General features: G+C 69.3%; 22 protein-coding genes and 1 pseudogene. 21 read left to right on the top strand and 2 right to left on the bottom strand.

Going from position 1 to position 23137, the window contains the following annotated elements; translation table 11 throughout:
* The first annotated feature begins 86 nt into the window (after positions 1–86).
* The 3 genes from IE226_RS19855 to IE226_RS19845 all read left to right on the top strand — a co-directional run bounded on the left by IE226_RS19855 (position 87) and on the right by IE226_RS19845 (position 3365).
* Positions 87–1628: a site-2 protease family protein gene (locus IE226_RS19855; RefSeq protein WP_190082631.1), complete on the top strand. Its 1542-nt coding sequence runs from the start codon at positions 87–89 to the stop codon at positions 1626–1628.
* Between the two features lie 49 nt (positions 1629–1677).
* Positions 1678–2589: a tRNA (adenine-N1)-methyltransferase gene (locus IE226_RS19850; RefSeq protein WP_190082630.1), complete on the top strand. Its 912-nt coding sequence runs from the start codon at positions 1678–1680 to the stop codon at positions 2587–2589.
* 194 nt (positions 2590–2783) lie between these two features.
* Positions 2784–3365, top strand: coding sequence for a hypothetical protein (locus IE226_RS19845; RefSeq protein ID WP_190082629.1), 582 nt, complete (start codon positions 2784–2786; stop codon positions 3363–3365).
* 79 nt (positions 3366–3444) lie between these two features.
* On the opposite strand, the gene IE226_RS19840 is transcribed toward IE226_RS19845, so the two are convergent.
* Positions 3445–3759 (bottom strand): ferredoxin, encoded by a 315-nt coding sequence (locus IE226_RS19840; protein WP_190082628.1) that lies wholly within the window; start codon positions 3757–3759, stop codon positions 3445–3447.
* A gap of 253 nt (positions 3760–4012) precedes the next feature.
* Here IE226_RS19840 and arc point away from each other — a divergent pair, with 253 nt between their 5' ends.
* From arc to prcA, 6 genes and pseudogenes are all read left to right on the top strand, one after another.
* Positions 4013–5779 (top strand): proteasome ATPase, encoded by a 1767-nt coding sequence (gene arc / locus IE226_RS19835; protein ID WP_190082627.1) that lies wholly within the window; start codon positions 4013–4015, stop codon positions 5777–5779.
* A gap of 213 nt (positions 5780–5992) precedes the next feature.
* Entirely contained in the window at positions 5993–7504 is a 1512-nt protein-coding gene (gene dop / locus IE226_RS19830) for a depupylase/deamidase Dop (RefSeq protein ID WP_190082626.1), read from the top strand.
* Between the two features lie 124 nt (positions 7505–7628).
* Complete coding sequence (locus IE226_RS19825) at positions 7629–7847, top strand: ubiquitin-like protein Pup (protein WP_190082625.1); 219 nt, start codon at positions 7629–7631, stop codon at positions 7845–7847.
* Between the two features lie 66 nt (positions 7848–7913).
* A pseudogene (locus IE226_RS19820) lies at positions 7914–8108 on the top strand (endonuclease domain-containing protein); the annotation flags it as partial.
* The gene (gene prcB / locus IE226_RS19815) at positions 8060–8905 is read left to right on the top strand and encodes a proteasome subunit beta (protein ID WP_190082623.1); all 846 of its coding nucleotides are present in this window, start codon (positions 8060–8062) and stop codon (positions 8903–8905) included. The pseudogene IE226_RS19820 and the gene prcB, both read left to right, overlap by 49 nt.
* A 53-nt stretch (positions 8906–8958) precedes the next feature.
* Positions 8959–9729, top strand: coding sequence for a proteasome subunit alpha (gene prcA / locus IE226_RS19810; protein ID WP_190082622.1), 771 nt, complete (start codon positions 8959–8961; stop codon positions 9727–9729).
* 71 nt (positions 9730–9800) lie between these two features.
* On the opposite strand, the gene IE226_RS19805 is transcribed toward prcA, so the two are convergent.
* Entirely contained in the window at positions 9801–10826 is a 1026-nt protein-coding gene (locus IE226_RS19805; RefSeq protein WP_190082621.1) for a LacI family DNA-binding transcriptional regulator, read from the bottom strand.
* A 134-nt stretch (positions 10827–10960) separates the two neighbouring features.
* Here IE226_RS19805 and IE226_RS19800 point away from each other — a divergent pair, with 134 nt between their 5' ends.
* The 12 genes from IE226_RS19800 to IE226_RS19745 all read left to right on the top strand — a co-directional run bounded on the left by IE226_RS19800 (position 10961) and on the right by IE226_RS19745 (position 23099).
* Positions 10961–12220 carry an MFS transporter gene (locus IE226_RS19800; RefSeq protein WP_190082620.1) on the top strand — a complete coding sequence of 420 codons (1260 nt, stop codon included), beginning with the start codon at positions 10961–10963 and terminating at the stop codon, positions 12218–12220.
* Between the two features lie 9 nt (positions 12221–12229).
* Complete coding sequence (pafA, locus tag IE226_RS19795; RefSeq protein WP_150165878.1) at positions 12230–13591, top strand: Pup--protein ligase; 1362 nt, start codon at positions 12230–12232, stop codon at positions 13589–13591.
* A 130-nt stretch (positions 13592–13721) separates the two neighbouring features.
* Positions 13722–14723: an FKBP-type peptidyl-prolyl cis-trans isomerase gene (locus IE226_RS19790; protein WP_190082798.1), complete on the top strand. Its 1002-nt coding sequence runs from the start codon at positions 13722–13724 to the stop codon at positions 14721–14723.
* Positions 14724–14765: 42 nt separating this feature from the next.
* Positions 14766–15140 carry an FKBP-type peptidyl-prolyl cis-trans isomerase gene (locus IE226_RS19785; protein WP_190082619.1) on the top strand — a complete coding sequence of 125 codons (375 nt, stop codon included), beginning with the start codon at positions 14766–14768 and terminating at the stop codon, positions 15138–15140.
* Positions 15141–15288: 148 nt separating this feature from the next.
* Positions 15289–16242 (top strand): helix-turn-helix transcriptional regulator, encoded by a 954-nt coding sequence (locus IE226_RS19780; RefSeq protein WP_190082618.1) that lies wholly within the window; start codon positions 15289–15291, stop codon positions 16240–16242.
* A gap of 14 nt (positions 16243–16256) precedes the next feature.
* On the top strand, positions 16257–17255 hold the full coding sequence (locus IE226_RS19775; RefSeq protein WP_190082617.1) for a helix-turn-helix transcriptional regulator: 999 nt from the start codon (positions 16257–16259) through the stop codon (positions 17253–17255).
* A gap of 11 nt (positions 17256–17266) precedes the next feature.
* The gene (locus IE226_RS19770; RefSeq protein WP_190082616.1) at positions 17267–17518 is read left to right on the top strand and encodes a hypothetical protein; all 252 of its coding nucleotides are present in this window, start codon (positions 17267–17269) and stop codon (positions 17516–17518) included.
* Between the two features lie 9 nt (positions 17519–17527).
* Positions 17528–17725 (top strand): hypothetical protein, encoded by a 198-nt coding sequence (locus IE226_RS19765; protein WP_190082615.1) that lies wholly within the window; start codon positions 17528–17530, stop codon positions 17723–17725.
* 250 nt (positions 17726–17975) lie between these two features.
* Positions 17976–18269: a Sec-independent protein translocase subunit TatA gene (gene tatA / locus IE226_RS19760; protein WP_190082614.1), complete on the top strand. Its 294-nt coding sequence runs from the start codon at positions 17976–17978 to the stop codon at positions 18267–18269.
* A gap of 47 nt (positions 18270–18316) precedes the next feature.
* Positions 18317–19276, top strand: a complete 960-nt coding sequence (tatC, locus tag IE226_RS19755) for a twin-arginine translocase subunit TatC (RefSeq protein ID WP_190082613.1) — start codon at positions 18317–18319, stop codon at positions 19274–19276.
* A 40-nt stretch (positions 19277–19316) separates the two neighbouring features.
* Positions 19317–20216, top strand: a complete 900-nt coding sequence (locus IE226_RS19750; protein ID WP_190082612.1) for a diacylglycerol kinase — start codon at positions 19317–19319, stop codon at positions 20214–20216.
* 69 nt (positions 20217–20285) lie between these two features.
* Positions 20286–23099, top strand: a complete 2814-nt coding sequence (locus tag IE226_RS19745; RefSeq protein ID WP_190082611.1) for a DEAD/DEAH box helicase — start codon at positions 20286–20288, stop codon at positions 23097–23099.
* The last annotated feature ends 38 nt before the right edge of the window (positions 23100–23137 follow it).

The following is a 23137-nucleotide window of genomic DNA, read 5'->3' as shown; positions in this document are numbered from 1 at the left end:
CATCGACGGCAGACCCTCTCGCCCTGCATGATCGTGCGTGTACCGCGCCGGACAGGGGCGAGGGACGCTTCGAACAAGGGGACATCGTGGACGAGAGCGCCGGGAGCGGCAGGCCGCAGCCCGACGGGACGGACGGTCGGCGGCCGGATGCCGCCGACGGCTCCGGCCACCCCGAAACGCCACGTCCGGCGGACACGGCCGGCTCCGGGAGCGGTGCGGCCACCGGCAGCACGGCCGGTGCCGATGGCGCCGCCGGCACTGCCGGGTCCGGAAACGGCGGGGAGGCGACGCGCCCCGGGGGCGAACCCGGCGGGGACGCCGACCGCCTCACCAAGGCCCCGCAGGCCTCCCGGCCTCCGCAGACCCCACAGCCCCCGCACGACACGCCGGGGACGACAACGAACGACACCCACCCCCAGTACGCGCACGCCACCCACGGCCCCGCCCCGAAGACACCGCCGCCCGACGGGAAGAAGGGGCCCGGGGGAGGGCTGCTCATGGGGCGCCCCTTCGGCGTGCCCGTGTACGTGGCACCCAGCTGGTTCCTCGTCGCCGCCCTCATCACCTGGGTCTTCGGCGGCCAGCTCGACCGCGTCCTGCCCGAACTCGGCGCCGCCCGCTACCTCGTCTCCCTCTTCTTCGCCGTCGCCTTCTACGCCTCCGTGCTCGTCCACGAACTGGCGCACACCGTCGTCGCCCTGCGCTACAAGCTGCCGGTGCGCCGCATCCAGCTGCAGTTCTTCGGCGGCGTCTCGGAGATCGAGAAGGAGTCCGAGACGCCGGGACGCGAGTTCGTCCTGGCCTTCGTCGGCCCGCTGCTCTCCCTCGTGCTCGCCGGCCTCTTCTACGGGGCCATGCGCCTGGTGGAGCCCGGCACCGTACCCGGCGTCCTGCTCGCCGGACTGATGATCTCGAACCTCATCGTCGCCGTCTTCAACCTCCTGCCCGGCCTGCCCCTGGACGGCGGCCGCATGCTCCGCGCCGTCGTCTGGAAGATCACCGGCAAGCCCATGAGCGGCACCGTCGCCGCCGCCTGGGTCGGCCGCGCGCTCGCCATCTCCGTCCTCATCGGCCTGCCCATCCTCAACCAGTCCGGCGCGCTCGGCGGCGAGACGCAGGAAATCGGCGGCATGGACACCGTCACGGACGCCCTGCTTGCCGCCATCCTCGCCGCGATCATCTGGACCGGCGCCGGAAACAGCCTCCGCATGGCCCGCCTGCGCGAACACCTGCCCGAGCTCCGCGCCCGCGCCCTGACCCGCCGCGCCGTCCCCGTCGAATCCGCCACGCCGCTCTCCGAGGCGCTGCGCCGCGCCAACGACGCCGGGGCCCGCGCCCTGGTCGTGGTCGACGCCGACGGCGACCCGATGTCCGTGGTCCGCGAGGCGGCCATCGTCGGCGTGCCCGAGCACCGCCGCCCCTGGGTCACCGTCAGCGGTCTCGCCCAGGACATCACGGAGGGCATGCGGATCTCCGCCGAGCTCGCCGGCGAGGAGCTCCTCGACACGCTCCGGGCGACGCCCGCCACGGAGTACCTCGTGGTCGAGGCGTCCGGCGAGATCTACGGAGTGCTCTCCGCCACCGACGTGGAGCGCGCCTTCGTCAAGGCCATGGCCCGCCCCAGCTGACGGCCGCACCCTGGTCTCCGGGCCCCGCGGGGGCCGGTAGGCTGTTCACATGTCCGAACCGACCGGTGCCGCCCGCCGACGCGGGCCCTTCAAGGTCGGGGACCAGGTTCAGCTGACCGACCCCAAGGGCCGCCACTACACGTTCACGCTCGAGGCCGGGAAGAACTTCCACACCCACAAGGGTTCCTTCCCCCACGACGAGCTGATCGGCGCTCCCGAGGGCAGCGTTGTCCGCACCACGGGGAACGTCGCCTACCTCGCGCTGCGCCCCCTGCTCCCCGACTACGTCCTGTCCATGCCCCGCGGCGCCGCCGTGGTCTACCCCAAGGACGCGGGGCAGATCCTGGCCTTCGCCGACATCTTCCCCGGCGCCCGCGTCGTCGAGGCGGGGGTGGGCTCGGGATCGCTCAGCAGCTTCCTCCTGCGCGCCATCGGCGACGAGGGGATGCTGCACTCGTACGAGCGCCGCGAGGACTTCGCCGAGATCGCCCGGCAGAACGTGGAGCGCTACTTCGGCGCCCCGCACCCCGCCTGGCAGCTCACCGTCGGCGACCTCCAGGACAACCTGAGCGACACCGACGTCGACCGCGTCATCCTCGACATGCTCGCCCCCTGGGAGTGCCTGGACGTCGTCTCCAAGGCGCTCGTCCCCGGCGGCATCCTCTGCTGCTACGTGGCGACCACCACCCAGCTCGCACGGACCGTCGAGTCCATCCGCGAGATCGGCGGCTTCAACGAGCCGACCGCCTGGGAATCGATGATCCGCAACTGGCACGTCGAGGGCCTCGCCGTCCGCCCCGACCACCGCATGATCGGGCACACCGGCTTCCTGCTCACCGCCCGCCGCCTCGCGGACGGCGTTGAGCCGCCCATGCGCCGTCGCCGCCCCTCCAAGGGCGCCTACGGCGACGACTACACGGGCCCGAACGCCGACGGCGGCACACCCCGCGCCGAGCGCTGACGGCGCCGCGGGTGCCGGCATCCGCGTACAACCGATGAACGCACGGGCGCCGCCGCCGAGTTCCCCACTTCGAACGGGGAACTCGGCGGCGGCGCCTTTTCGTTCACCGGCCCCGGTGTTCCGCCTCACTGTGAGGTATGGCACGATGCTGGCCACCTCCCCCACCGGCACAGCCCTCACAGGAGACACTCCTCGTGCAGCACCCAGCCGTCCCGGAACTGGCACACAACTCCACCCGCCCCATCCACTGGCTGGCCACAGCGGCCGCGCTCGCCGCCGTCATCGCGGGCTCGTCCTTCCTGCAGCCCGACCCCGCGAACGCCGCACAGGCGGGCTCCGGTCCGTCCGGCAGGACCGCGGCGGCGGCCCCCGCGCCGCCTCCGGACGCGGCCGCCGTCACGTACCCCATCACCTGCGGCAACGTGAAACCCGTGGTCAAGAAGAAGGCCACCGGAGACCTCGACGGGGACGGTTCCCCCGAGACCGTGGCCGTGGTGCACTGCGCCGCCGGTTCCGGCACACCGCCCGACGGCGTGTACGTCGTCACGCGCGCGACGGGTGGCAAGTCCCGGGTCGTCGCCACCCTCGTCGACCCCAAGGACCGTCAGAACGTCAGCGACTTCGCCGTACGCGCGGGCGTGATCACCGCCACACTCCACGGGTACTCGTCACCGGACGTGCCCAGCTGCTGCCCGGACCTGAAGGATGAGGCCAAGTGGCAGTGGAAGGACGGCACGTTCGCGCGGTCCGCGCCGGCCGGAGCGCACAGCGTGTGACCCGAAAGGCAATGAACAAGGGCCTGTACCCGCCGTCGACCGGCGGGTACAGGCCCTTGTTCGCGGCCCGGTCACGGCGTCATGCCGCGTCGGGGCCGTAGACCTCCACACTGTCCGAAACGCGGCGCACGTGGATGCAGTCCCCGGGGCACTCCTTGGCCGAGTCCGCCACGTCACGCAGAAGCGTCGGCGGAACGGGTGTTGTGGCGCCCGGCGTCTGCAGGAGCTCGTCGTCGCCGCTCTTCACGTAGGCAAGGCCGTCGATGTCCAGCTCGAAGACCTCGGGCGCGTACTGCGCGCAGATGCCGTCGCCGGTACAGAGGTCCTGGTCGATCCAGACCTCAAGGAGATCGCGGCCCTCGGGGTCGGCCCCAGCCTCGTTCTGCACGGTCATCTCTCCTGCCGATCGCTGCGTCGAGCCATCGACTTGCGGGCAAGTCGGGCCAGCTCTGACGGGTGTTGAACGCTTCGACGATACAACCGCCCGCTTTCCGATGTTGTTGGGTGGGTATCCCCCTGATGTGAGGGAGAGCGCAAGGGTGAAGATCGGACACACCTCGACCGTCTTTGTGATCTAGGGGTTTCAATCGACACCCACCCAGGTAGGGTCTGGAAGCGTCCAGCTCCCCTTGGAGGAGGTGAGGACCGTGGCAGCCCACGACGACGACATCAACCGCGGCATCCGGCCGGGACGAGGGTCTGAGGACCCCGCCGGTCAGGTTGCCTATCTCGAGCAGGAAATCGCCGTCCTGCGACGCAAGCTCGCCGACTCTCCGCGGCATACGAGAATTCTCGAAGAGCGGATCGTCGAGCTGCAGACAAATCTGGCCGGCGTGTCCGCGCAGAACGAGCGGCTCGCCAACACGCTCCGTGAGGCCCGCGACCAGATCGTGGCCCTCAAGGAGGAAGTCGACCGGCTCGCGCAGCCGCCGGCCGGCTTCGGAGTCTTCCTCGAGGCGAACGAGGACGGCACGGCCGACATCTTCACCGGGGGCCGCAAGCTCCGGGTGAACGTCAGCCCGGGCGTGGAGCTCGAAGAGCTCAGGCGCGGCCAGGAAGTAATGCTCAACGAAGCGCTCAACGTGGTCGAGGCCATGGAGTACGAGAGCGTGGGCGACATCGTCACCCTCAAGGAGATCCTCGAGGACGGCGAGCGCGCCCTGGTGGTCGGGCACACCGACGAGGAGCGGGTGGTCCGGCTCGCCGAACCACTCCTCGACGTCACCATCCGTCCCGGCGACGCACTGCTGCTCGAACCCCGTTCCGGCTACGTCTACGAAGTGGTTCCCAAGAGCGAGGTCGAAGAACTCGTCCTCGAAGAGGTACCCGACATCGGCTACGAGCAGATCGGTGGTCTGGGCAACCAGATCGAGCTGATCCGCGACGCGGTCGAACTGCCCTACCTCTACCCGGACCTCTTCAGGGAGCACGAACTGCGGCCGCCCAAGGGCGTCCTGCTGTACGGGCCTCCCGGTTGCGGCAAGACGCTCATCGCGAAGGCCGTCGCCAACTCCCTTGCCAAGAAGGTCGCCGAGGTGACCGGACAGGCGTCGGGGAAGAGTTACTTCCTCAACATCAAGGGCCCCGAGCTCCTCAACAAGTACGTCGGCGAGACCGAGCGCCACATCCGTCTGGTCTTCCAGCGTGCGAGGGAGAAGGCGAGCGAGGGCACCCCCGTCATCGTCTTCTTCGACGAGATGGAATCCCTCTTCCGCACCCGCGGATCCGGTGTCAGCTCGGACGTGGAGAACACCATCGTCCCCCAGCTGCTCGCCGAGATCGACGGCGTGGAAGGCCTGGAGAACGTCATCGTCATCGGTGCCTCCAACCGTGAGGACATGATCGACCCGGCGATCCTGCGGCCAGGACGTCTCGACGTGAAGATCAAGATCGAGCGTCCGGACGCCCAGGCGGCGAAGGACATCTTCGCCAAGTACCTCACCGAGCGGCTCCCGCTGCACGCGGACGACCTCGCCGAACACAGCGCCGACCGGCGCACCACCGTGGACGGCATGATCCAGTCCGTCGTGGAGCAGATGTACGCGGAGTCCGAGGAGAACCGCTTCCTCGAGGTGACGTACGCCAACGGCGACAAGGAAGTCCTGTACTTCAAGGACTTCAACTCCGGCGCCATGATCGAGAACATCGTCGGGCGTGCCAAGAAGATGGCCATCAAGGCCTTCCTCGACGCCGACCAGAAGGGCATCAGGGTCGCTCACCTCCTGCAGGCTTGCATCGACGAGTTCAAGGAGAACGAGGACCTGCCCAACACCACCAACCCGGACGACTGGGCCCGCATCTCCGGCAAGAAGGGCGAACGGATCGTGTACATCCGTACGCTCGTCACCGGAAAGCAGGGCGCGGACACCGGACGCTCCATCGACACGGTGGCGAACACCGGTCAGTACCTGTAGAAGACAGGGCGGCTGCGGGTGTCCTTCACGGGTACCCGCAGCTGTCTGTTTTTCAATGAAGGCAATGATCTCCCCACCAGCGCAAAGGCGCTCTAGGCTCTTCGGTACCGCCGAGTCGCGCAGTGCGGGGACGGGCACCGCACACGCACCGGAGAACCAGCGGTACTTGAGCGCCGTTCCCGAAGGGGAGCGCCGCCGGGCAAGGAGGGCCGCATGACCGTACGGCGAGTAATGGGCATCGAGACGGAGTACGGCATCTCCGTCCCCGGCCACCCGAACGCCAATGCCATGCTCACCTCGTCCCAGATCGTCAACGCCTACGCCGCGGCGATGCACCGGGCGCGACGCGCCCGCTGGGACTTCGAGGAGGAGAACCCCCTGCGGGACGCACGGGGCTTCGACCTCGCTCGTGAGACCGCCGATGCCAGCCAGCTCACGGACGAGGACATCGGTCTCGCCAATGTGATCCTCACCAACGGGGCGCGCCTCTACGTGGACCACGCGCACCCCGAGTACAGCTCACCCGAGGTCACCAATCCCTGGGACGCCGTCCTGTGGGACAAGGCCGGCGAACGCATCATGGCGGAGGCGGCCGAGCGGGCCGCGCAGTTGCCGGGCGCCCAGCCGATCCACCTCTACAAAAACAACACCGACAACAAGGGCGCGTCGTACGGCACGCACGAGAACTATCTGATGAAAAGGGAAACCCCCTTTTCGGACATCGTGCGCCACCTGACGCCGTTCTTCGTCTCCCGGCAGGTCGTCACGGGCGCGGGCCGCGTCGGCATCGGCCAGGACGGCCACGAACACGGCTTCCAGCTCAGCCAGCGCTCCGACTACTTCGAGGTCGAGGTGGGCCTGGAGACCACACTCAAGCGGCCCATCATCAACACCCGGGACGAGCCGCACTCCGACGCGGAGAAGTACCGCCGTCTGCACGTCATCATCGGCGACGCGAACCTCTCCGAGATCTCGACCTATCTCAAGCTCGGCACCACGTCGCTGGTCCTCGCCATGATCGAGGACGGCTTCATCGCGGTGGATCTCGCCGTCGACCAGCCCGTGCGCACCCTGCACCAGGTCTCCCACGACCCGACGCTCAAGCGCCTCATCACGCTCCGCAGCGGCCGAACACTCACCGCTGTACAGCTCCAGATGGAGTACTTCGAGCTGGCCCGCAAGTACGTGGAGGAGCGCTACGGCTCGGACGCCGACGCGCAGACCAAGGACATCCTCAGCCGCTGGGAGGACGTTCTGGGCCGTCTGGAGAGCGACCCGATGAGCCTGTCCGGAGAGCTCGACTGGGTGGCGAAGCGGGAGCTCATGGAGGGCTACCGCCGCCGTGACAGCCTCGACTGGGACGCGGCCCGGCTGCACCTGGTCGACCTGCAGTACGCGGACGTACGGCCCGACAAGGGCCTGTACAACCGTCTGGTGGCCCGCGGCAAGATGAAGCGGCTCCTGGAGGAACCTCAGGTCGAACGCGCCCAGACGAAGCCTCCTGAGGACACGCGCGCGTATTTCCGCGGCCGCTGCCTGGAGCAGTACGCGGACGACGTGGCCGCGGCCTCCTGGGATTCGGTCATCTTCGACCTGCCGGGCCGCGACTCCCTCCAGCGTGTGCCCACACTGGAGCCGCTGCGCGGGACACGGAACCACGTGAAGGAGCTCCTGGACCGCTGCCGCACGGCAGAGGATCTGGTACGGGTGCTCTCCGGAGGCTGAAAGACCCGGCGTGTGGGAATCATCGAGGTGGTGCCCGGACGTTGCAGTAACTACGGGGCCGATGTCAGACCTGGCTTATAGGGTCTGATCAAGTGCATCGAACCGAACGAGCGGGGTGAGGTAGATGGCGACCAAGGACACCGGCGGCGGACAGCAGAAGGCGACGCGTTCCACCGAGGAGGTCGAGGAGCAGGCAGCGGAAGCACAGGGTTCCGAGGACCTCAAGGAGCGCCAGGAGAAGCTGAGCGACGACGTGGACTCCGTCCTGGACGAGATCGACGACGTGCTCGAAGAGAACGCCGAGGACTTTGTCCGGTCCTTCGTGCAAAAGGGCGGGCAATAACGGGCATGACGGGCGAGGCCATGTGCGGTGCCGGCAATGCGTGACGGATTGCCGGGCCGCCGCCCAAGCGCCTCGGCCGCACATGTGGATCACCGCCAAGAGGCGGGTAGGGTCCCTGACGTACTGTGCTTCAACTGCAATCCGGCCATCGGCAAGTTGGGGGTCCATCCCGACACCGTCCGCCGTGCGGCCGCATACGTGGAAGGAAACGCGTGGAAGCCAACACTCGTAGCACCGGGCGTCTACCGGCTGCCTTCCTGACGCCCGGGTCCTCGTCCTTCATGGACTTCCTGTCCGAGCACCAGCCCGAGATCCTGCCGGGCAACCGGCAGTTGCCGGCCACGCAGGGTGTGATCGAGGCGCCGCACGGCACGACGATCGTCGCGGTGACGTTCCCCGGTGGCGTGGTGCTCGCCGGTGACCGGCGGGCGACCATGGGCAATGTCATCGCCCAGCGCGACATCGAGAAGGTCTTCCCGGCCGACGAGTACTCGGCGGTCGGCATCGCCGGCACCGCCGGTCTCGCCGTGGAGATGGTCAAGCTCTTCCAGCTGGAGCTCGAGCACTTCGAGAAGGTCGAGGGAGCCACGCTCTCCCTGGAGGGCAAAGCGAACCGTCTCTCCACGATGATCCGGTCGAACCTGGCAATGGCCATGCAGGGCCTGGCCGTTGTCCCGCTCTTCGCCGGGTACGACGTGGACCGCGAGAAGGGGCGCATCTTCAGTTACGACGTCACGGGCGGCCGTTCCGAGGAGCACGGCTTCGCGGCCACCGGCTCCGGTTCGGTCTTCGCGCGTGGTGCGATGAAGAAGCTCTACCGCGGCGATCTGACGGAGGAACAGGCGACGACGCTCGTCATCCAGGCGTTGTACGACGCCGCGGACGACGACTCGGCGACGGGTGGTCCGGACGTGGCTCGCCGGATCTATCCGATCGTGACCGTGATCTCCGACGAGGGGTTCCGGAGGCTGACGGACGACGAGTCCTCCGAGATCGCCCGCTCGATCCTCGAGCGGCGCCTGGAGCAGCCCGACGGCCCGCGGGCCTCGCTGCTCTGATCGATCCGTATTCGCCACTGACTGAGTCACTGACAGAAAGGGACGGATAGCCGGTGTCGACGCCGTTCTATGTCTCACCCCAGCAGGCCATGGCCGACCGGGCGGAATACGCCCGCAAGGGCATCGCCCGTGGTCGCAGCCTTGTTGTGCTGCAGTTCGCCGATGGCATCGTGTTCGTCGGCGAGAACCCGTCCCGTGCGCTGCACAAGTTCAGCGAGATCTATGACCGGATCGGCTTCGCGGCCGCCGGCAAATACAACGAGTACGAGAACCTGCGCATCGGCGGCGTGCGGTATGCCGACCTGCGAGGTTACACCTACGACCGTGACGACGTGACGGCCCGTGGTCTGGCGAACGTCTACGCCCAGACTCTCGGCACGATCTTCTCGAGCCAGGCGGAGAAGCCGTACGAGGTCGAGCTTGTCGTCGCCGAGGTGGGTGCCACGGCGGACGCCGATCAGATCTATCGCCTGCCGCATGACGGTTCGATCGTGGACGAGCACGGCTCGGTCGCGGTCGGCGGCAATGCCGAACAGATCAGCACGTTTCTCGATCAGCGGCACCGTGACGGGATGTCGCTCGCCGAGGCGCTGAAGCTGGCCGTGCAGTCGCTGTCCCGTGACACCAACGGCACCGAGCGGGAGATCCCCGCGGAGCGGCTCGAGGTGGCGGTCCTCGACCGTACGAGGCCGCAGCAGCGGAAGTTCAAGCGGATCGTCGGACGGCAGCTCGCGCGGCTGCTCGAAGGCGGCGCGTCGGCGCCCACGGACGCCGCGTCCGACAACGAGGAGCCGGAAGCCGAATCGGGGTCCGGCCAGGAGTAGTCCGGATTTGTCGTGCGCCCTCTGTCCCGGCCCTGCGGCCGGGACAGAGGGCGCACGCGTGCGTGTAGGGGTCAGCGGGCGGCGGGGGCCGTCGAGCCGCGGATCACCAGTTCGACGGGGAGGGTGTCGGTCCGGGGCGTGCGCCCGTCCAGGACGGCGAGCAGGGACGTCATGCCGTGTTCGCCGAACCGTTCGGCCGGCAGCCGCACGGTGGTGAGTTCGGGTTCCACGGCGGTCGCCAGGGTGAGGTCGTCGAAGCCGGTCACCGAGAGGTCCTCGGGCACGCGCAGGCCGAGGCGGCGGGCCGCCTTGCAGGCGCCGGCGGCGAGGATGTCGTCGTCGCAGACGAGTGCGGTGGGGCGGGGCCCGGGGGCGCGGAGGGCGGCTTCGGCGGCCGTGCGGGCGTCGTCGACGGTGAGGAGCGCCCGGACGGTGCGTACGGCCGCGTCGGTGCCCCTCAGCGCCGTGGCGAGGGCCTCGGAGCGCACGTCGAAGGTCCAGGAGTCGACTCCGGCGGCGAGATGCAGGAATTCGCGGTGGCCCAGGGCGAGGAGGTGCTCGGTCGCCTGGCGCATGCCGTCGCCGATGTCGAGGTTGACGGTGGCCGCGCCGAGGCTGCCCGCCGGATCGCTGTCGAGCATGACCAGGGGGAGTTCGTCGCCCTGGATGGTGGCCAGCGCGTCGGAGGCGATGGAGGAGGCGAGGATGCCGTCGAGGGCGGCGCGGCTGGAGTCGAAGGGATCGCGGGCGGGGCCGATGCCGTCGGGGGAGGGGTAGAGGACGACGCCGAAGCCGTGCTCGGCGGCGACGCGGGCGGCGCCGGTGTAGACACGGGCGAAGAACTCGTTGGTGAGGGCGGGGACGACCAGGAGCGCTGTCCTGGTGCGGCCGAGGCGGAGGTTGCGGGCCGCGAGGTTGGGGCGGTAGCCCAGTTCGCGGGCGGTGGTCCGTACGCGCTCGGCGGTGCGCTCGGCGACCCGGCCGCGCCATTTGTCGCCGAACACGAGGGAGACGGTGGCCTGGGACACCCCGGCGGCCCGTGCGACGTCGCGGCTCGTGGGGCGTGGCCCCGCGGCCTCGTGCTGTGGCCCGGCCACTCCTGGTACCTCCCCGGTCGGCTCCGCGGGGGCGTTTTCCGGATGGACCCGCGGTGAGCGCTCATGGTACGTATGACGCTAGACGTTATACGTAAAACCTCGGCGCGTCGGTGCAGGGGGAAGGGGCGGGAAGCATGGCTGCCGGATATGCGGAGATCCTCCGGACGAGATACGCGGCACGGTTGCTCGCGGGCACGCTGGTGGGCCGGCTGCCGAACGCGACCGCCCCGATCGCCATCGTGCTGTTCATCCGCGCCGAGGGCGGGACCTACAGCCTGGCCGGCGCTCTCGCCGCGGTGTACGGCGTGGCCAACGCGGTGGGGCAGCCGCTGCTCGGCCGCCTGGTGGACCTCTGCGGACAGCCGCGGATCCAACTCCCCGCGGCGGTCGTCTCCGCCCTCGGCATGGCCGCCTTCGCCTTCACCGGTCCGGATTCACTGGCTCTCGCGTACGTGTCCGTGGGCGTGGCGGGTCTCTTCACGCCGCCCCTGGAGGGGGGCTTGCGCGCACTGTGGCCGAGCGTGCTCGGCAAGGAGGGACAGGTGCACACGGCGTACGCCATGGACGCCATCGCCCAGGAGGTCATGTTCACCGTCGGACCGCTGCTCGTCACGGGCTGCGTGGCGCTCTGGTCGGAGCAGGCCGCGCTGCTCGTCGTGAACGCCATCGGTGTGCTCGGTGCCCTCTCCGTAGTGGTGTCCCAGCCCTCGCGCGCGTGGCGCTCGGCGCCCCGGGGGGCGCACTGGCTCGGCGCGCTGCGCTCGCCCGGGCTCATCGCGCTGCTCGGCGCGTTCCTCTTCATCGGCATGGCCCTCGGCTCCATCACCGTCGCCGGTGTCTCGTACGCCGACGGAAACGGCGGCGACGCGGTGTACGGCTGGCTGATGGCGGCGATCGGGCTCGGCGCCCTCGTCGGCGGCTCCGTGTACGGGGCGCGGCAGTGGGCCGGCGTCCCGGAGAAGCGCCTCACCGTCCTGGTGGCCCTGCTGGCCCTGTGCTACTGGCCGTTGACGCTGACGCCGGGGGCCGTGGCCATGACGGCGCTCGCTGCCGTCGCCGGCCTCTTCCTCGCCCCCGCGCTCGCGTGCGCGTTCATCATCGTCGACCGGCATGCCCCGCGAGGCACCGTCACCGAGGCGTTCTCCTGGCTCGTGACGACGTTCGGGGTCGGCGCGTCGCTCGGCACGGCGGTGGCGGGCCCCGTCGTCGAGTGGGGCGGGACCGTGTGGGGCTTCGCCGTTCCCGGCGCCGCGGGCGCCGCCGCTCTGCTTGTCCTGCTGGCCACGGCGCGGGTACTCGTGCTCCCCGCTGATTCGGCGGTCGTTGCGGGTTCATCGGAAAATGATCGAAACGGTGCCGTCGAACCCGGTTTCAGCGCAGGGCATCAGGCGTAATGTTCAGTCATGGACCGCCGCATTTTCGGGCTGGAGAATGAGTACGGCGTCACGTGCACGTTTAGGGGACAGCGCCGTCTGTCGCCTGACGAGGTGGCGCGCTACCTCTTCCGCCGTGTTGTCTCATGGGGCCGCAGCAGCAACGTCTTTCTGCGGAACGGCGCCCGCCTCTATCTTGACGTCGGGTCACATCCGGAATACGCGACACCGGAATGTGACAACGTGACCGAGCTGGTCACGCACGACAAGGCGGGCGAGCGCATTCTGGAAGGCCTGCTCGTCGACGCCGAACGCCGCCTGCACGAGGAGGGAATCGCGGGCGACGTCTATCTCTTCAAGAACAACACCGACTCGGCGGGAAACTCCTACGGCTGCCACGAGAACTATCTGGTGGCCCGGCACGGGGAGTTCTCGCGGCTCGCGGACATCCTCATTCCCTTCCTCGTCACGCGACAGCTGCTCTGCGGCGCGGGCAAGGTGCTGCAGACTCCGCGCGGCGCCGTGTACTGCGTCAGTCAGCGTGCCGAGCACATCTGGGAAGGGGTCTCCTCCGCGACCACCCGCTCCCGGCCGATCATCAACACCCGCGACGAGCCGCACGCGGACGCCGAGCGCTACCGCAGGCTGCACGTCATCGTCGGTGACTCGAACATGTCCGAGACGACCATGCTCCTGAAGGTCGGAGCCACCGACCTCGTCCTGCGCATGATCGAAGCGGGCACGGTGATGCGGGACCTGACCCTGGAGAACCCGATCCGGGCCATCCGCGAGGTCAGTCACGACATCACGGGCCGCCGCAAGGTGCGCCTGGCCAGCGGCCGTGAGGCCTCCGCCCTCGAAGTCCAGCGCGAGTACTACGAGAAGGCCGTGGACTTCGTGGACCGCCGCGGCATCCGCACGGGCACGGTCGAGCAGGTCCTCGAACTGTGGGGCCGCACGCTCGACGCGATCGAGGCCGAGGATCTCGACCGCATCGGCACCGAGATCGACTGGGTCATGAAGTACAAGCTCATCGAGCGGTACCGCGCGAAGAACAACATGACCATGTCGCATCCGCGGGTCGCGCAGATAGACCTCGCGTATCACGACATCCACCGACGTCGCGGGCTGTACTACCTCCTGGAGAAGAAGGGCCAGGCCGCCCGTATCTGCAACGACTTGAAGATCTTCGAGGGCAAGTCGGTGCCCCCGCAGACCACTCGCGCACGGCTGCGCGGCGACTTCATCCGCCGGGCCCAGGAACAGCGCCGCGACTTCACGGTCGACTGGGTGCACCTCAAGCTCAACGACCAGGCGCAGCGCACCGTGTTGTGCAAGGACCCCTTCCGGTCGGTCGACGACCGGGTGGAGAAACTGATCGCCGGTATGTAACCCCCGATACAGGAGAGGCGTTGCGGGAACGCAACGCGGGGCGCCGTACGTTCCTCGTACGGCGCCCTTCTCCATGCGTAGAGTTGCGCGCACGCCCACCGACAAGATCGACCGATACGAGGCCCCCACCGTGCGCCGACGCTCACTTCTCCTTGCTGTTCCGGCCGGCCTGCTCACGCTGGCCGGCTGTGGCGACGACAAAAAGGCCGACAAGGCCAAGCCCAGCGACAGTCCGGCCCCTTCCAACTCGACCTCGGCCGCGCCGACGGCGAAGATCGTGGACGGGCCGCTGCCCGAGATCACGAAGGGGACGAAGTTCGGTCAGAAGCCGACCGTCGCCAAGGGGCCCGGCAAGCCGTCCTCCGACCTCGCGGTCAAGACCCTGGTCGAGGGCAAGGGCGCCGAGGTGAAGAAGGGCGACTACCTCCAGGCGAACTACCTCGGTCAGATCTGGGCCACGGCCAAGGTCTTCGACAACTCGTACGACCGCGGCAACCCCACCGTCTTCCCGATCGGCGTCGGTCAGGTCATCCCCGGCTGGGACCAGGCCCTGGTCGGCAAGAAGCTCGACAGCCGCGTGCAGCTCGCGATCCCGCCGAAGATGGGTTATGGCACCGAGGGCAACAAGCAGGCGGGCATCAAGGGCACGGACACCCTGGTGTTCGTCGTGGACCTCGTGGGCACCTTCAGCAACAAGAGCTCGGCCAAGGGCAAGGAGGTCGCGCAGTCCAACATCGACCTGCCCAAGGTCGGCACGAACACGGACGGCAAGGCTCCCTCGATCGACGTCCCCAAGAAGGACGCCCCCAAGAAGCTCGTGGCGAACTACATCCTCGAGGGCGACGGCGACGAGATCAAGGAGACCGACAGCCTCCTGTGCCAGTACAAGGGCGTGCTGTGGGCCGACGGCAAGGAGTTCGACTCCTCGTACAAGAGCGGCCAGCTCGCCTCGTTCCAGCTTGCTCAGGTCGTCAAGGGCTGGGCGCAGGGGCTGACCGGCAAGAAGGTCGGCAGCCGCGTCCTGGTCGTCGTCCCGCCCAAGCTCGGGTACGGTGACCAGCCGCCGCAGGGCAGCACCATCAAGAAGGACTCCACGCTGGTCTTCACCGTGGACATCCTCGCGAAGATGTAAGACTGTGCCCGCCGGCATTCGTATCAAGCAGGAGCATTAAACGTGAGCATCGAGAAGCCCGAGATCGACTTCCCCGACGGTCCGGTCCCCACCGACCTCGAGATCGTGGACATCTGGGAGGGCGACGGCCCGGAGGCCAAGGCCGGCGACACCGTCCAGGTCCACTACGTGGGAGTTTCCTTCTCCAGCGGTGAAGAGTTCGACGCCTCCTGGAACCGCGGCAACCCGCTCGCGTTCCAGCTCGGCGCCGGTCAGGTCATCGCAGGCTGGGACCGGGGCGTCCAGGGCATGAAGGTCGGCGGCCGCCGCAAGCTGACCATCCCCTCGCACCTGGCGTACGGCGAGCGGGGTGCCGGTGGCGGCCGCATCGCCCCCGGCGAGACGCTGATCTTCGTCTGCGACCTCATCGCCGTCTGAGCGACGACCGAGCGACGATCGGGGGCAGGGTCTGATCAGATCCCGCCCGTCGAGGCCCATGCCGGTTCCGGCATGGGCCTCGGCTTTTCCCACGACACCCCGGGGCGGTACGGTCGGCGGTCGGAAGTCATGTTGAGAAAGGGCGTCGATGGCCATTGCCAAGGCCGAGCGGCTGATGAACCTGGCGCTGTGTCTGCTCGGGACGCGGCGGCCGCTCAGCAAGCGCGAGCTGCGCGAGTCCATCGAGGCCTATCTGGAGGCGGGGTCCGACGACTCCTTCAACCGGATGTTCGAGCGCGACAAGGACGATCTGCGCGAACTCGGCCTGGTCATCGAGACGGTGGAGAACCTCGACGGCGAGGTGGGCTATCTCGCGCGCCGCGACAGCAACCGCCTGCCGCCCATCACCATCGACGCAGAGGAAGCCGCCGCGCTCGGCCTCGCGGCCAAGGTCTGGCAGCAGGCCCGCCTCGCCGGAGCCGCCAGCGGTGCCCTGCAGAAGCTGCGCGCCGCCGGACTGCCGGAGGACGTCGATCCGTACGAGGCACACAGCGCCCTCGAACCGCGCATCCCCGTGCACGAGGCCTCCTTCGAGCCGCTCATGCTGGCCTGCCGCGACCGCCGCCCCGTCGTCTTCGACTACCGCAAGGCCACCGCGGCCCGCCCCGAGCAGCGCCACGTCGAGCCGTGGGCGCTGGAGTGCTGGCGCGGCCACTGGTACCTCGCGGGCTGGGACCGCGACCGAGGCGCCGAGCGCGTCTTCCGGCTCTCCCGGATCACCGGGAAGGTCCGCGCCCGCGCCGGCAAGTTCACCGTCCCCGTCCCGGACGTGGTCACGGTGCGCGAGACCGTCGCCGGCTGGGCGGGGGAGAGCGCCGACCGCTCCGCGCTGATCAGACTGCGTTCGGGCGCGGGCTACCCGCTGCGCGCCAAGGCCGCCCGCATACGTGCGGCGGGCGAGGGGTGGGACGAGTTGGAGATTCCGTACGGGCACGGGCTCGATGCCTGGCTGGTGGAGTTCGGGCCCGACGTGGTGGTGCTCGAGCCCGCCGAGCTGCGGGCCGACGTCGTGGACCGGCTGCGCGCCGTGGCCAAGGGCTGAGGGGGACACAGATCATGGCCACGAACGCCATCGACCAGACCCGGCGGATGCTCTCCCTGGTCACGTACCTCCGCGAGCGCCCCGGCGCCCACGTCAGTGACGTGGCCCGTGCCTTCGGCATCACCGAGGACGAGCTGATCTCGGACCTGGACGTGCTGCCGCTGTGCGGGACCAGCTTCCGCGGCGGCGACCTCCTCGACATCGACACCGACGGCGACCGCATCTGGTGGCACAACCCGGACGACGTGGCGGCCCCGCTGCGCCTCGCCGCCGACGAGGCCACCGCGCTCCTGGTGGCCGCCCGCGCGGTCTCCACCCTTCCGGGGCTGCGCGAGAGCGACCGGCAGGCGCTCCTGCGCGCCACCGCGAAGCTGGAGGCCGCGGCCGGCGAGAACGCGGGCGCCAGTGCGCGGCTCTCGGTGACCTTCGAGTCCGAGGGCGGTGTCTTCGCCGACGTCGACCGGGCCATCTCCGAGCGGCGCCGGCTCTGGCTGCGCTACTACTCGCCCGCGCGCGACGAGCTGACCGAGCGCGAGGTCGACCCGATCCGGCTCTTCGCCGTCGGGCACACGTACATGGAGGCGTGGTGCTACCACTCCGAGGCGCGCCGCACCTTCCGCCTCGACCGCGTGGCCGAGATCAAGATCCTGGACGAGCCGTCGTCGCCGCCCGAGATCGAGCTGCGTGATCTCTCCGAGGGGCTCGTGCAGCCCGCCGCGGAGGACCCCGAGGTGGTCGTCGAGGTCGGGCCCGGCGGCCGCTGGGTCGCCGAGTACTACCCCCACGACAGCGCCGATGAGCTGCCCGACGGCGGGCTGCGGATCACCCTGCGCACGCCGGACCCCACCTCGCTGCGCAGGCTCGCGCTGCGGCTCGGCGGGGACGGGCACATCGTCTCCCCGACGGACCTCGCGGACAGTGCACGCCAGGCGGCACGCGTGGCGCTCGCGGCCTATGACGAGCACGACAAAAACCCCGGCGGGTCGTACGACAGGCAGGAGCAAGGGCGTTGAACACAAGGATCATGTCCGAGATTCCCGGAATGTCGAGAATCGGCCCTGTGCTCTTCAAGGCCGCCTGCCCCGACTGCCGCGCCCGCTTCGAACTCTCCGCGGGCGCGCTGCGGTTGGCCATCGGCGCGTCGGCCCGCACCACCTTTTACTCCTTCACGTGCCCCGAGTGCGGCACGGCGGTACGCAAGCCCGCGGGTGAGCGCATCGTCGAACTGCTCACCGGCGGCGGGGTGCGGACACTGCGTCTGCACTCGACCGTCTAGGCTCGGCGCATGTTCTGGGCGATGGTGGCGATTGCCGCGGGGTTCTGCGGCCTCGCCGTACTGGGCGTACTGGCGATCAGGGTCTTCGTCGAGGCGCAGCGCCTCAGCAATCAAGTGACGCGGACCACACAGCGGATCAACCGTGCCGCGGAGGATCTCGAGGCGGCGGCGACGGGTGCGGCCCGTGCGGGCCGGGACGTCCTCTAGTCCCTGTGCACCCCTTAGATACGGCCGTGGTCCGCATCGATGCCGCGGCCTGTCAACTTCCCTTGTCCGGCAGGTACGCTGCTGCAGTGGCCCGGAGTGCGAGGCGCGGGCCGCAACTGGGAGTACGCACAGGGATTGCCCTGCGTTCACCCCTGAGCGTTACGATCGCTGCCAGCACGGTGGCCGGACAGCCAAGTCCGGCCTGTCCGGCAGCCCCGCCCCTGCCGCCTCGGTGAGAAGGTAAAGACCTATGTTCGGAAAGATCGGCGCCCCCGAGATCATTCTCATTCTCGTCGTCATCGTTCTGCTGTTCGGCGCGAAGAAGCTTCCCGACATGGCCCGGTCGCTCGGCAAGTCCGCGCGCATCCTCAAGAGCGAGGCCAAGGCGATGAAGACGGACGGCAAGAAGGACGAAGCCGTCCCGGCCGACCCGCCCACCGACCCCGCCGCCTCCGTTCAGCCGCGTACCATCAAGGCCGCGCCCGGCGACGTGTCCAGCTCCCGGCCGGTCACCGAGCCCACCGACAGCACCACACAGCGCTGATCCAAGGCCGGCGAGGGCCGGCCTGCCGCACGAGATGAGGACGTGGGTTGCTCAAGTCTGCCCGCAAGAAGGAACAGGATCCCGAGGGGCGGATGCCGCTTGCGGAGCACCTGCGCGAGCTCCGCAACCGGCTCGCGAAGGCCGTGCTGGCCATCATCGTCGTCGCGATCGTCGCTGCCTTCTTCTACAAGGACATCATCGAGTTCTTCACGAACCCGATCCTGAACTCCGTGGGGTGCGAGAAGAGCTTCGCCGAGCTGGCGCAGAAGGAAGACGGCACCTGCGCGCGCATCGTGCTGAACGGCCTGCTCACGCCGTTCACCCTCGCGCTGAAGATCTCCCTGATGGCCGGCGTGGTGCTCGCGTCGCCGATCTGGCTCTACCAGCTGTGGGCCTTCGTCGCCCCCGGACTGCACAACAGCGAGAAGAAGTACGCCTACGGCTTCGTGGCCGCCGGTTTCCCCCTGTTCCTGGGCGGCGGATTCTTCGCGTACAAGACGCTGCCGACGATGGCGCGGGTCCTGCTGGAATTCTCGCCCGTCGGGATCGACAACCAGCTCCCCCTTGACGAACTGATCGACCTGGTCACCCGCATGGTGGTCGTCTTCGGGCTCTCCTTCGAGCTGCCGCTGCTCCTGGTGATGCTGAACCTCACCGGGGTGCTCACCGGCAAGCGGATGCTCGGCTGGTGGCGCGGCATGATCATGGGCATCACGGTCTTCGCGGCCGTGGCGACGCCCAGCACGGACCCGCTGACCATGATCGCTCTCGCCGGGCCGATCTGGGTGCTCTACTTCGCCGCCACCGCCTTCTCGCTCCTCAACGACCGGCGCAAGGCAAGGATCGAGGCGGCCGGACCCGATGACGACGAGGCCTCCGAGCTCGACCTGACTCCCGAGGACGTCGGCGAGATCGAGCCCGTGTCCGCGAACCGCGCGCTGCCGGGGCAGGCGAGCGGCGACGGCGCGAACCGAGATCGGGTAAACGGTTTCGACGACGTGACCTGATCTTGTAGGGTCCTCCCGCACACGACGTCCGGGGGCCCCAGTGACCAGCGAGATCACTCTCTTCGTCAATCCCACCGCGGGACGCGGCCGGGGCGCCCACGCGGCGCAGCCGGCCGCTTCGGCGTTGCGGGCGGCGGGTTTCTCCGTGCGCACGGTCATCGGCGAGGACTCCGCCGACGCGCTGCGCCGGGCACGGGACGCGGTCGACGCCGGTACGCGCGCGCTGATAGCCGTCGGCGGTGACGGCATGGTGAGCCTCGCGCTGCAGGCCGTCGCCCGGACGCCGACGCCGCTGGGGGTAGTCGCCGTGGGCACCGGCAACGACTTCGCGCGCGCTCTTGGGCTGCCGGTGCGCGATCCGGCCGCGGCGGGGGCCGTCATCGCCGACGCGCTCGACACGGGGCGTACCCGCGACGTCGACCTGGGGCGGGTCGGCAAGACGTGGTTCGGGACCGTGCTCGCCTCCGGCTTCGACTCGCGGGTCAACGACCGGGGCAACCGGATGCGCTGGCCCTCCGGACGCCTCAAGTACGACCTGGCGATGATCGCCGAACTGGCCGCGTTCAGGCCCGTCCCGTACCGCATCACGCTGGACGGCAACGAGGTCCGCGAGGTCGACGCGACGCTCGTCGCCGTGGGGAACGGACCGTCGTACGGCGGGGGCATGAAAATCTGCGCGCGGGCCGACATGCACGACGGCCTCTTCGACGTCACGGTCGTCGGCGACTGCAGCCGTACGACACTCCTGAAGGTCTTCCCGAAGGTGTACAAGGGCACGCACCTGGACCATCCCGAGGTCACCGTGGTCCGGGCCGCGAAGGTGGAGCTCGCCGCGCCTGACGTCACCGGGTACGCGGACGGGGAGCAGCTCGGCGGCCTTCCGCTGACGGCGGAGTGCGTGCCGGGAGCCGTGCGGGTCCTCGGGCCGGGCGGGCCGTAGAGACCGCCGGACCGTAAGGCAGATAATGATCGTCCGTTGTCAGTGGTGGCCGGTAGTCTCGAAAGCACGATGACAGAGGACCTCTCACCGGCCGAGCGGTACGCGGCGGCGCGCGAGCGCGCTGCCGAGCAGGCCACCGCACTCGCTGGCTTCCGCGAGATGTACGAATTCGGCCTCGACCCCTTCCAGATCGACGCCTGCCGGGCGCTCGAGGCGGGCAAGGGTGTACTCGTGGCCGCCCCCACGGGCTCGGGCAAGACGATCGTCGGCGAGTTCGCCGTGCACCTGGCCCTGCTGCAGGGCAAGAAATGCTTCTACACCACGCCGATCAAGGCGCTCTCCAACCAGAAGTACGCCGACCTCTCCAAGAGATACGGCGCGGACAAGGTCGGTCTGCTGACCGGCGACAACAGCGTCAACTCCGATGCCCCGGTGGTCGTGATGACCACCGAGGTGCTGCGGAACATGCTGTACTCGGGCTCCAGGTCGCTGCTCAACCTCGGCTATGTGGTGATGGACGAGGTGCACTACCTCTCCGACCGCTTCCGCGGCGCCGTCTGGGAAGAGGTGATCATCCACCTCCAGGAGTCGGTGACACTGGTCTCCCTGTCGGCGACCGTCTCGAACGCCGAGGAGTTCGGCGACTGGCTGGACACCGTGCGCGGTGACACCCAGGTGATCGTCTCGGAGCACCGGCCCGTGCCGCTGTTCCAGCACGTTCTCGCCGGGCGCCGGATGTACGACCTCTTCGAGGAGGAGGGCGAGGGCCGGCGCAAGACCGTCAACCCCGACCTCACCCGCATGGCGCGGATGGAGGCCAGCCGTTCGTACAACCCGCGTGACCGTCGCAAGGGCAAGATGGTCCGCGAGGCCGACCGCGAGCGGGAGCGCAGACAGCGCTCGCGGATCTGGACGCCGGGCCGGCCCGAGGTCATCGACCGTCTCGACTCCGAGGGCCTCCTCCCCGCGATCACGTTCATCTTCAGCCGCGCGGCCTGCGAGTCCGCCGTGCAGCAGTGTCTGTACGCGGGGCTGCGGCTGAACGACGAGGACGCGCGGGCGCAGGTGCGCGAGATCGTCGAGGAGCGTACGGCCGCCATCCCGGACGAGGACCTGCACGTCCTCGGGTACTACGAATGGCTGGAGGGTCTGGAGCGCGGCATCGCCGCGCACCACGCGGGCATGCTGCCGACCTTCAAGGAGGTCGTCGAGGAGCTCTTCGTGCGCGGGTTCGTGCGCGCGGTCTTCGCCACCGAGACCCTCGCGCTCGGCATCAACATGCCCGCGCGGAGCGTGGTCCTCGAAAAGCTCGTCAAGTGGAACGGCGAGCAGCACGCGGACATCACGCCGGGTGAGTACACCCAGCTGACCGGCCGTGCCGGACGCCGCGGCATCGACGTCGAGGGCCACGCGGTGGTCCTGTGGCAGCGCGCCATGAGCCCGGAGCACCTCGCGGGGCTCGCGGGCACGCGCACCTACCCGCTGCGGTCCAGCTTCAAGCCGTCGTACAACATGGCGGTGAACCTCGTCGAGCAGTTCGGGCGGCATCGCTCGCGCGAGCTCCTGGAGACGTCGTTCGCGCAGTTCCAGGCCGACAAGTCGGTCGTCGGGATCTCCCGGCAGGTGCAGAAGAACGAAGAGGGTCTCGAGGGCTACAAAGCCTCGATGACCTGTCACCTGGGCGACTTCGAGGAGTACGCCCGCCTGCGCCGCGAGCTGAAGGACCGGGAGACCGAGCTCGCCAAGCAGGGCGCCAACCAGCGCAGGGCGGCCGCCGCCGCGGCCCTGGAGAAGCTCAAGCCGGGCGACGTCATCCACGTGCCCACGGGGAAGTACGCGGGCCTGGCGCTCGTCCTCGATCCCGGTATCCCCGCGGGGCGGGTCAACGGCCACCGTGGTTTCGAGCACCAGGACGGGCCGCGCCCCCTGGTCCTCACCGCCGAGCGGCAGGTCAAGCGGCTGGCTTCGATGGACTTCCCGGTGCCGGTCGAGGCCCTGGAGCGGATGCGCATCCCGAAGTCCTTCAACGCGCGCTCGCCGCAGTCGCGCCGCGACCTCGCCTCCGCGCTGCGCACGAAGGCCGGGCACATCGTGCCCGAGCGCCATCGCAAGGGCCGCGCGGCTGCCGCCGACGACCGCGAGATCGCCCGCCTCCGTACGGAACTGCGGGCGCACCCCTGCCACGGGTGCGACGAGCGCGAGGACCACGCCCGGTGGGCCGAGCGCTACTACCGCCTGCGGCGGGACACCGCGCAGCTGGAGCGGCGGATCGAGGGGCGCACGAACACCATCGCGCGGACTTTCGACCGGATCGTCGCGCTCCTTACCGAGATGGACTATCTGCGGGGCGACGAGGTCACGGAGAACGGCAAGCGGCTCGCCCGGCTCTATGGCGAGCTGGACCTCCTCGCGAGCGAATGCCTGCGGGAAGGCGTCTGGGAGGGGCTCGGCCCGGCCGAACTGGCCGCGTGCGTCTCGGCGTTGGTGTTCGAGGCGCGGATGGCGGACGACGCGCTCGCCCCCAAGCTGCCCTCCGGCAAGGTGAAGGCCTCGCTCGGCGAGATGGTGCGCATCTGGGGGCGGCTCGATGCCCTGGAGGAGGAGTTCAAGATCAACCAGGCGGAAGGGGTCGGGCAGCGGGAGCCCGATCTCGGGTTCGCCTGGGCCGCGTACATGTGGGCGTCCGACAAGGGCCTCGACGAGGTCCTGCGGGAGATCGAGATGCCGGCCGGGGACTTCGTGCGGTGGTGCAAGCAGGTGATCGATGTCCTCGGGCAGATCGCCGCCGCGGCCCCGCGGGAGAACTCGACCGTGGCGAAGAACGCCCGCAAGGCCGTGGACCAGTTGCTGCGGGGAGTGGTGGCCTACAGCTCCGTCGGCTGAGGGTCGGGAGGTGTCGGCGGAGGGCTGACGGCCTACGC

Source organism: Streptomyces longisporoflavus (assembly GCF_014649775.1).
GTDB classification, from domain to species: domain Bacteria; phylum Actinomycetota; class Actinomycetes; order Streptomycetales; family Streptomycetaceae; genus Streptomyces; species Streptomyces longisporoflavus.
Note: the sequence above shows the minus strand (reverse complement) of the source record. Positions and strands in the feature narration are given on the sequence as shown.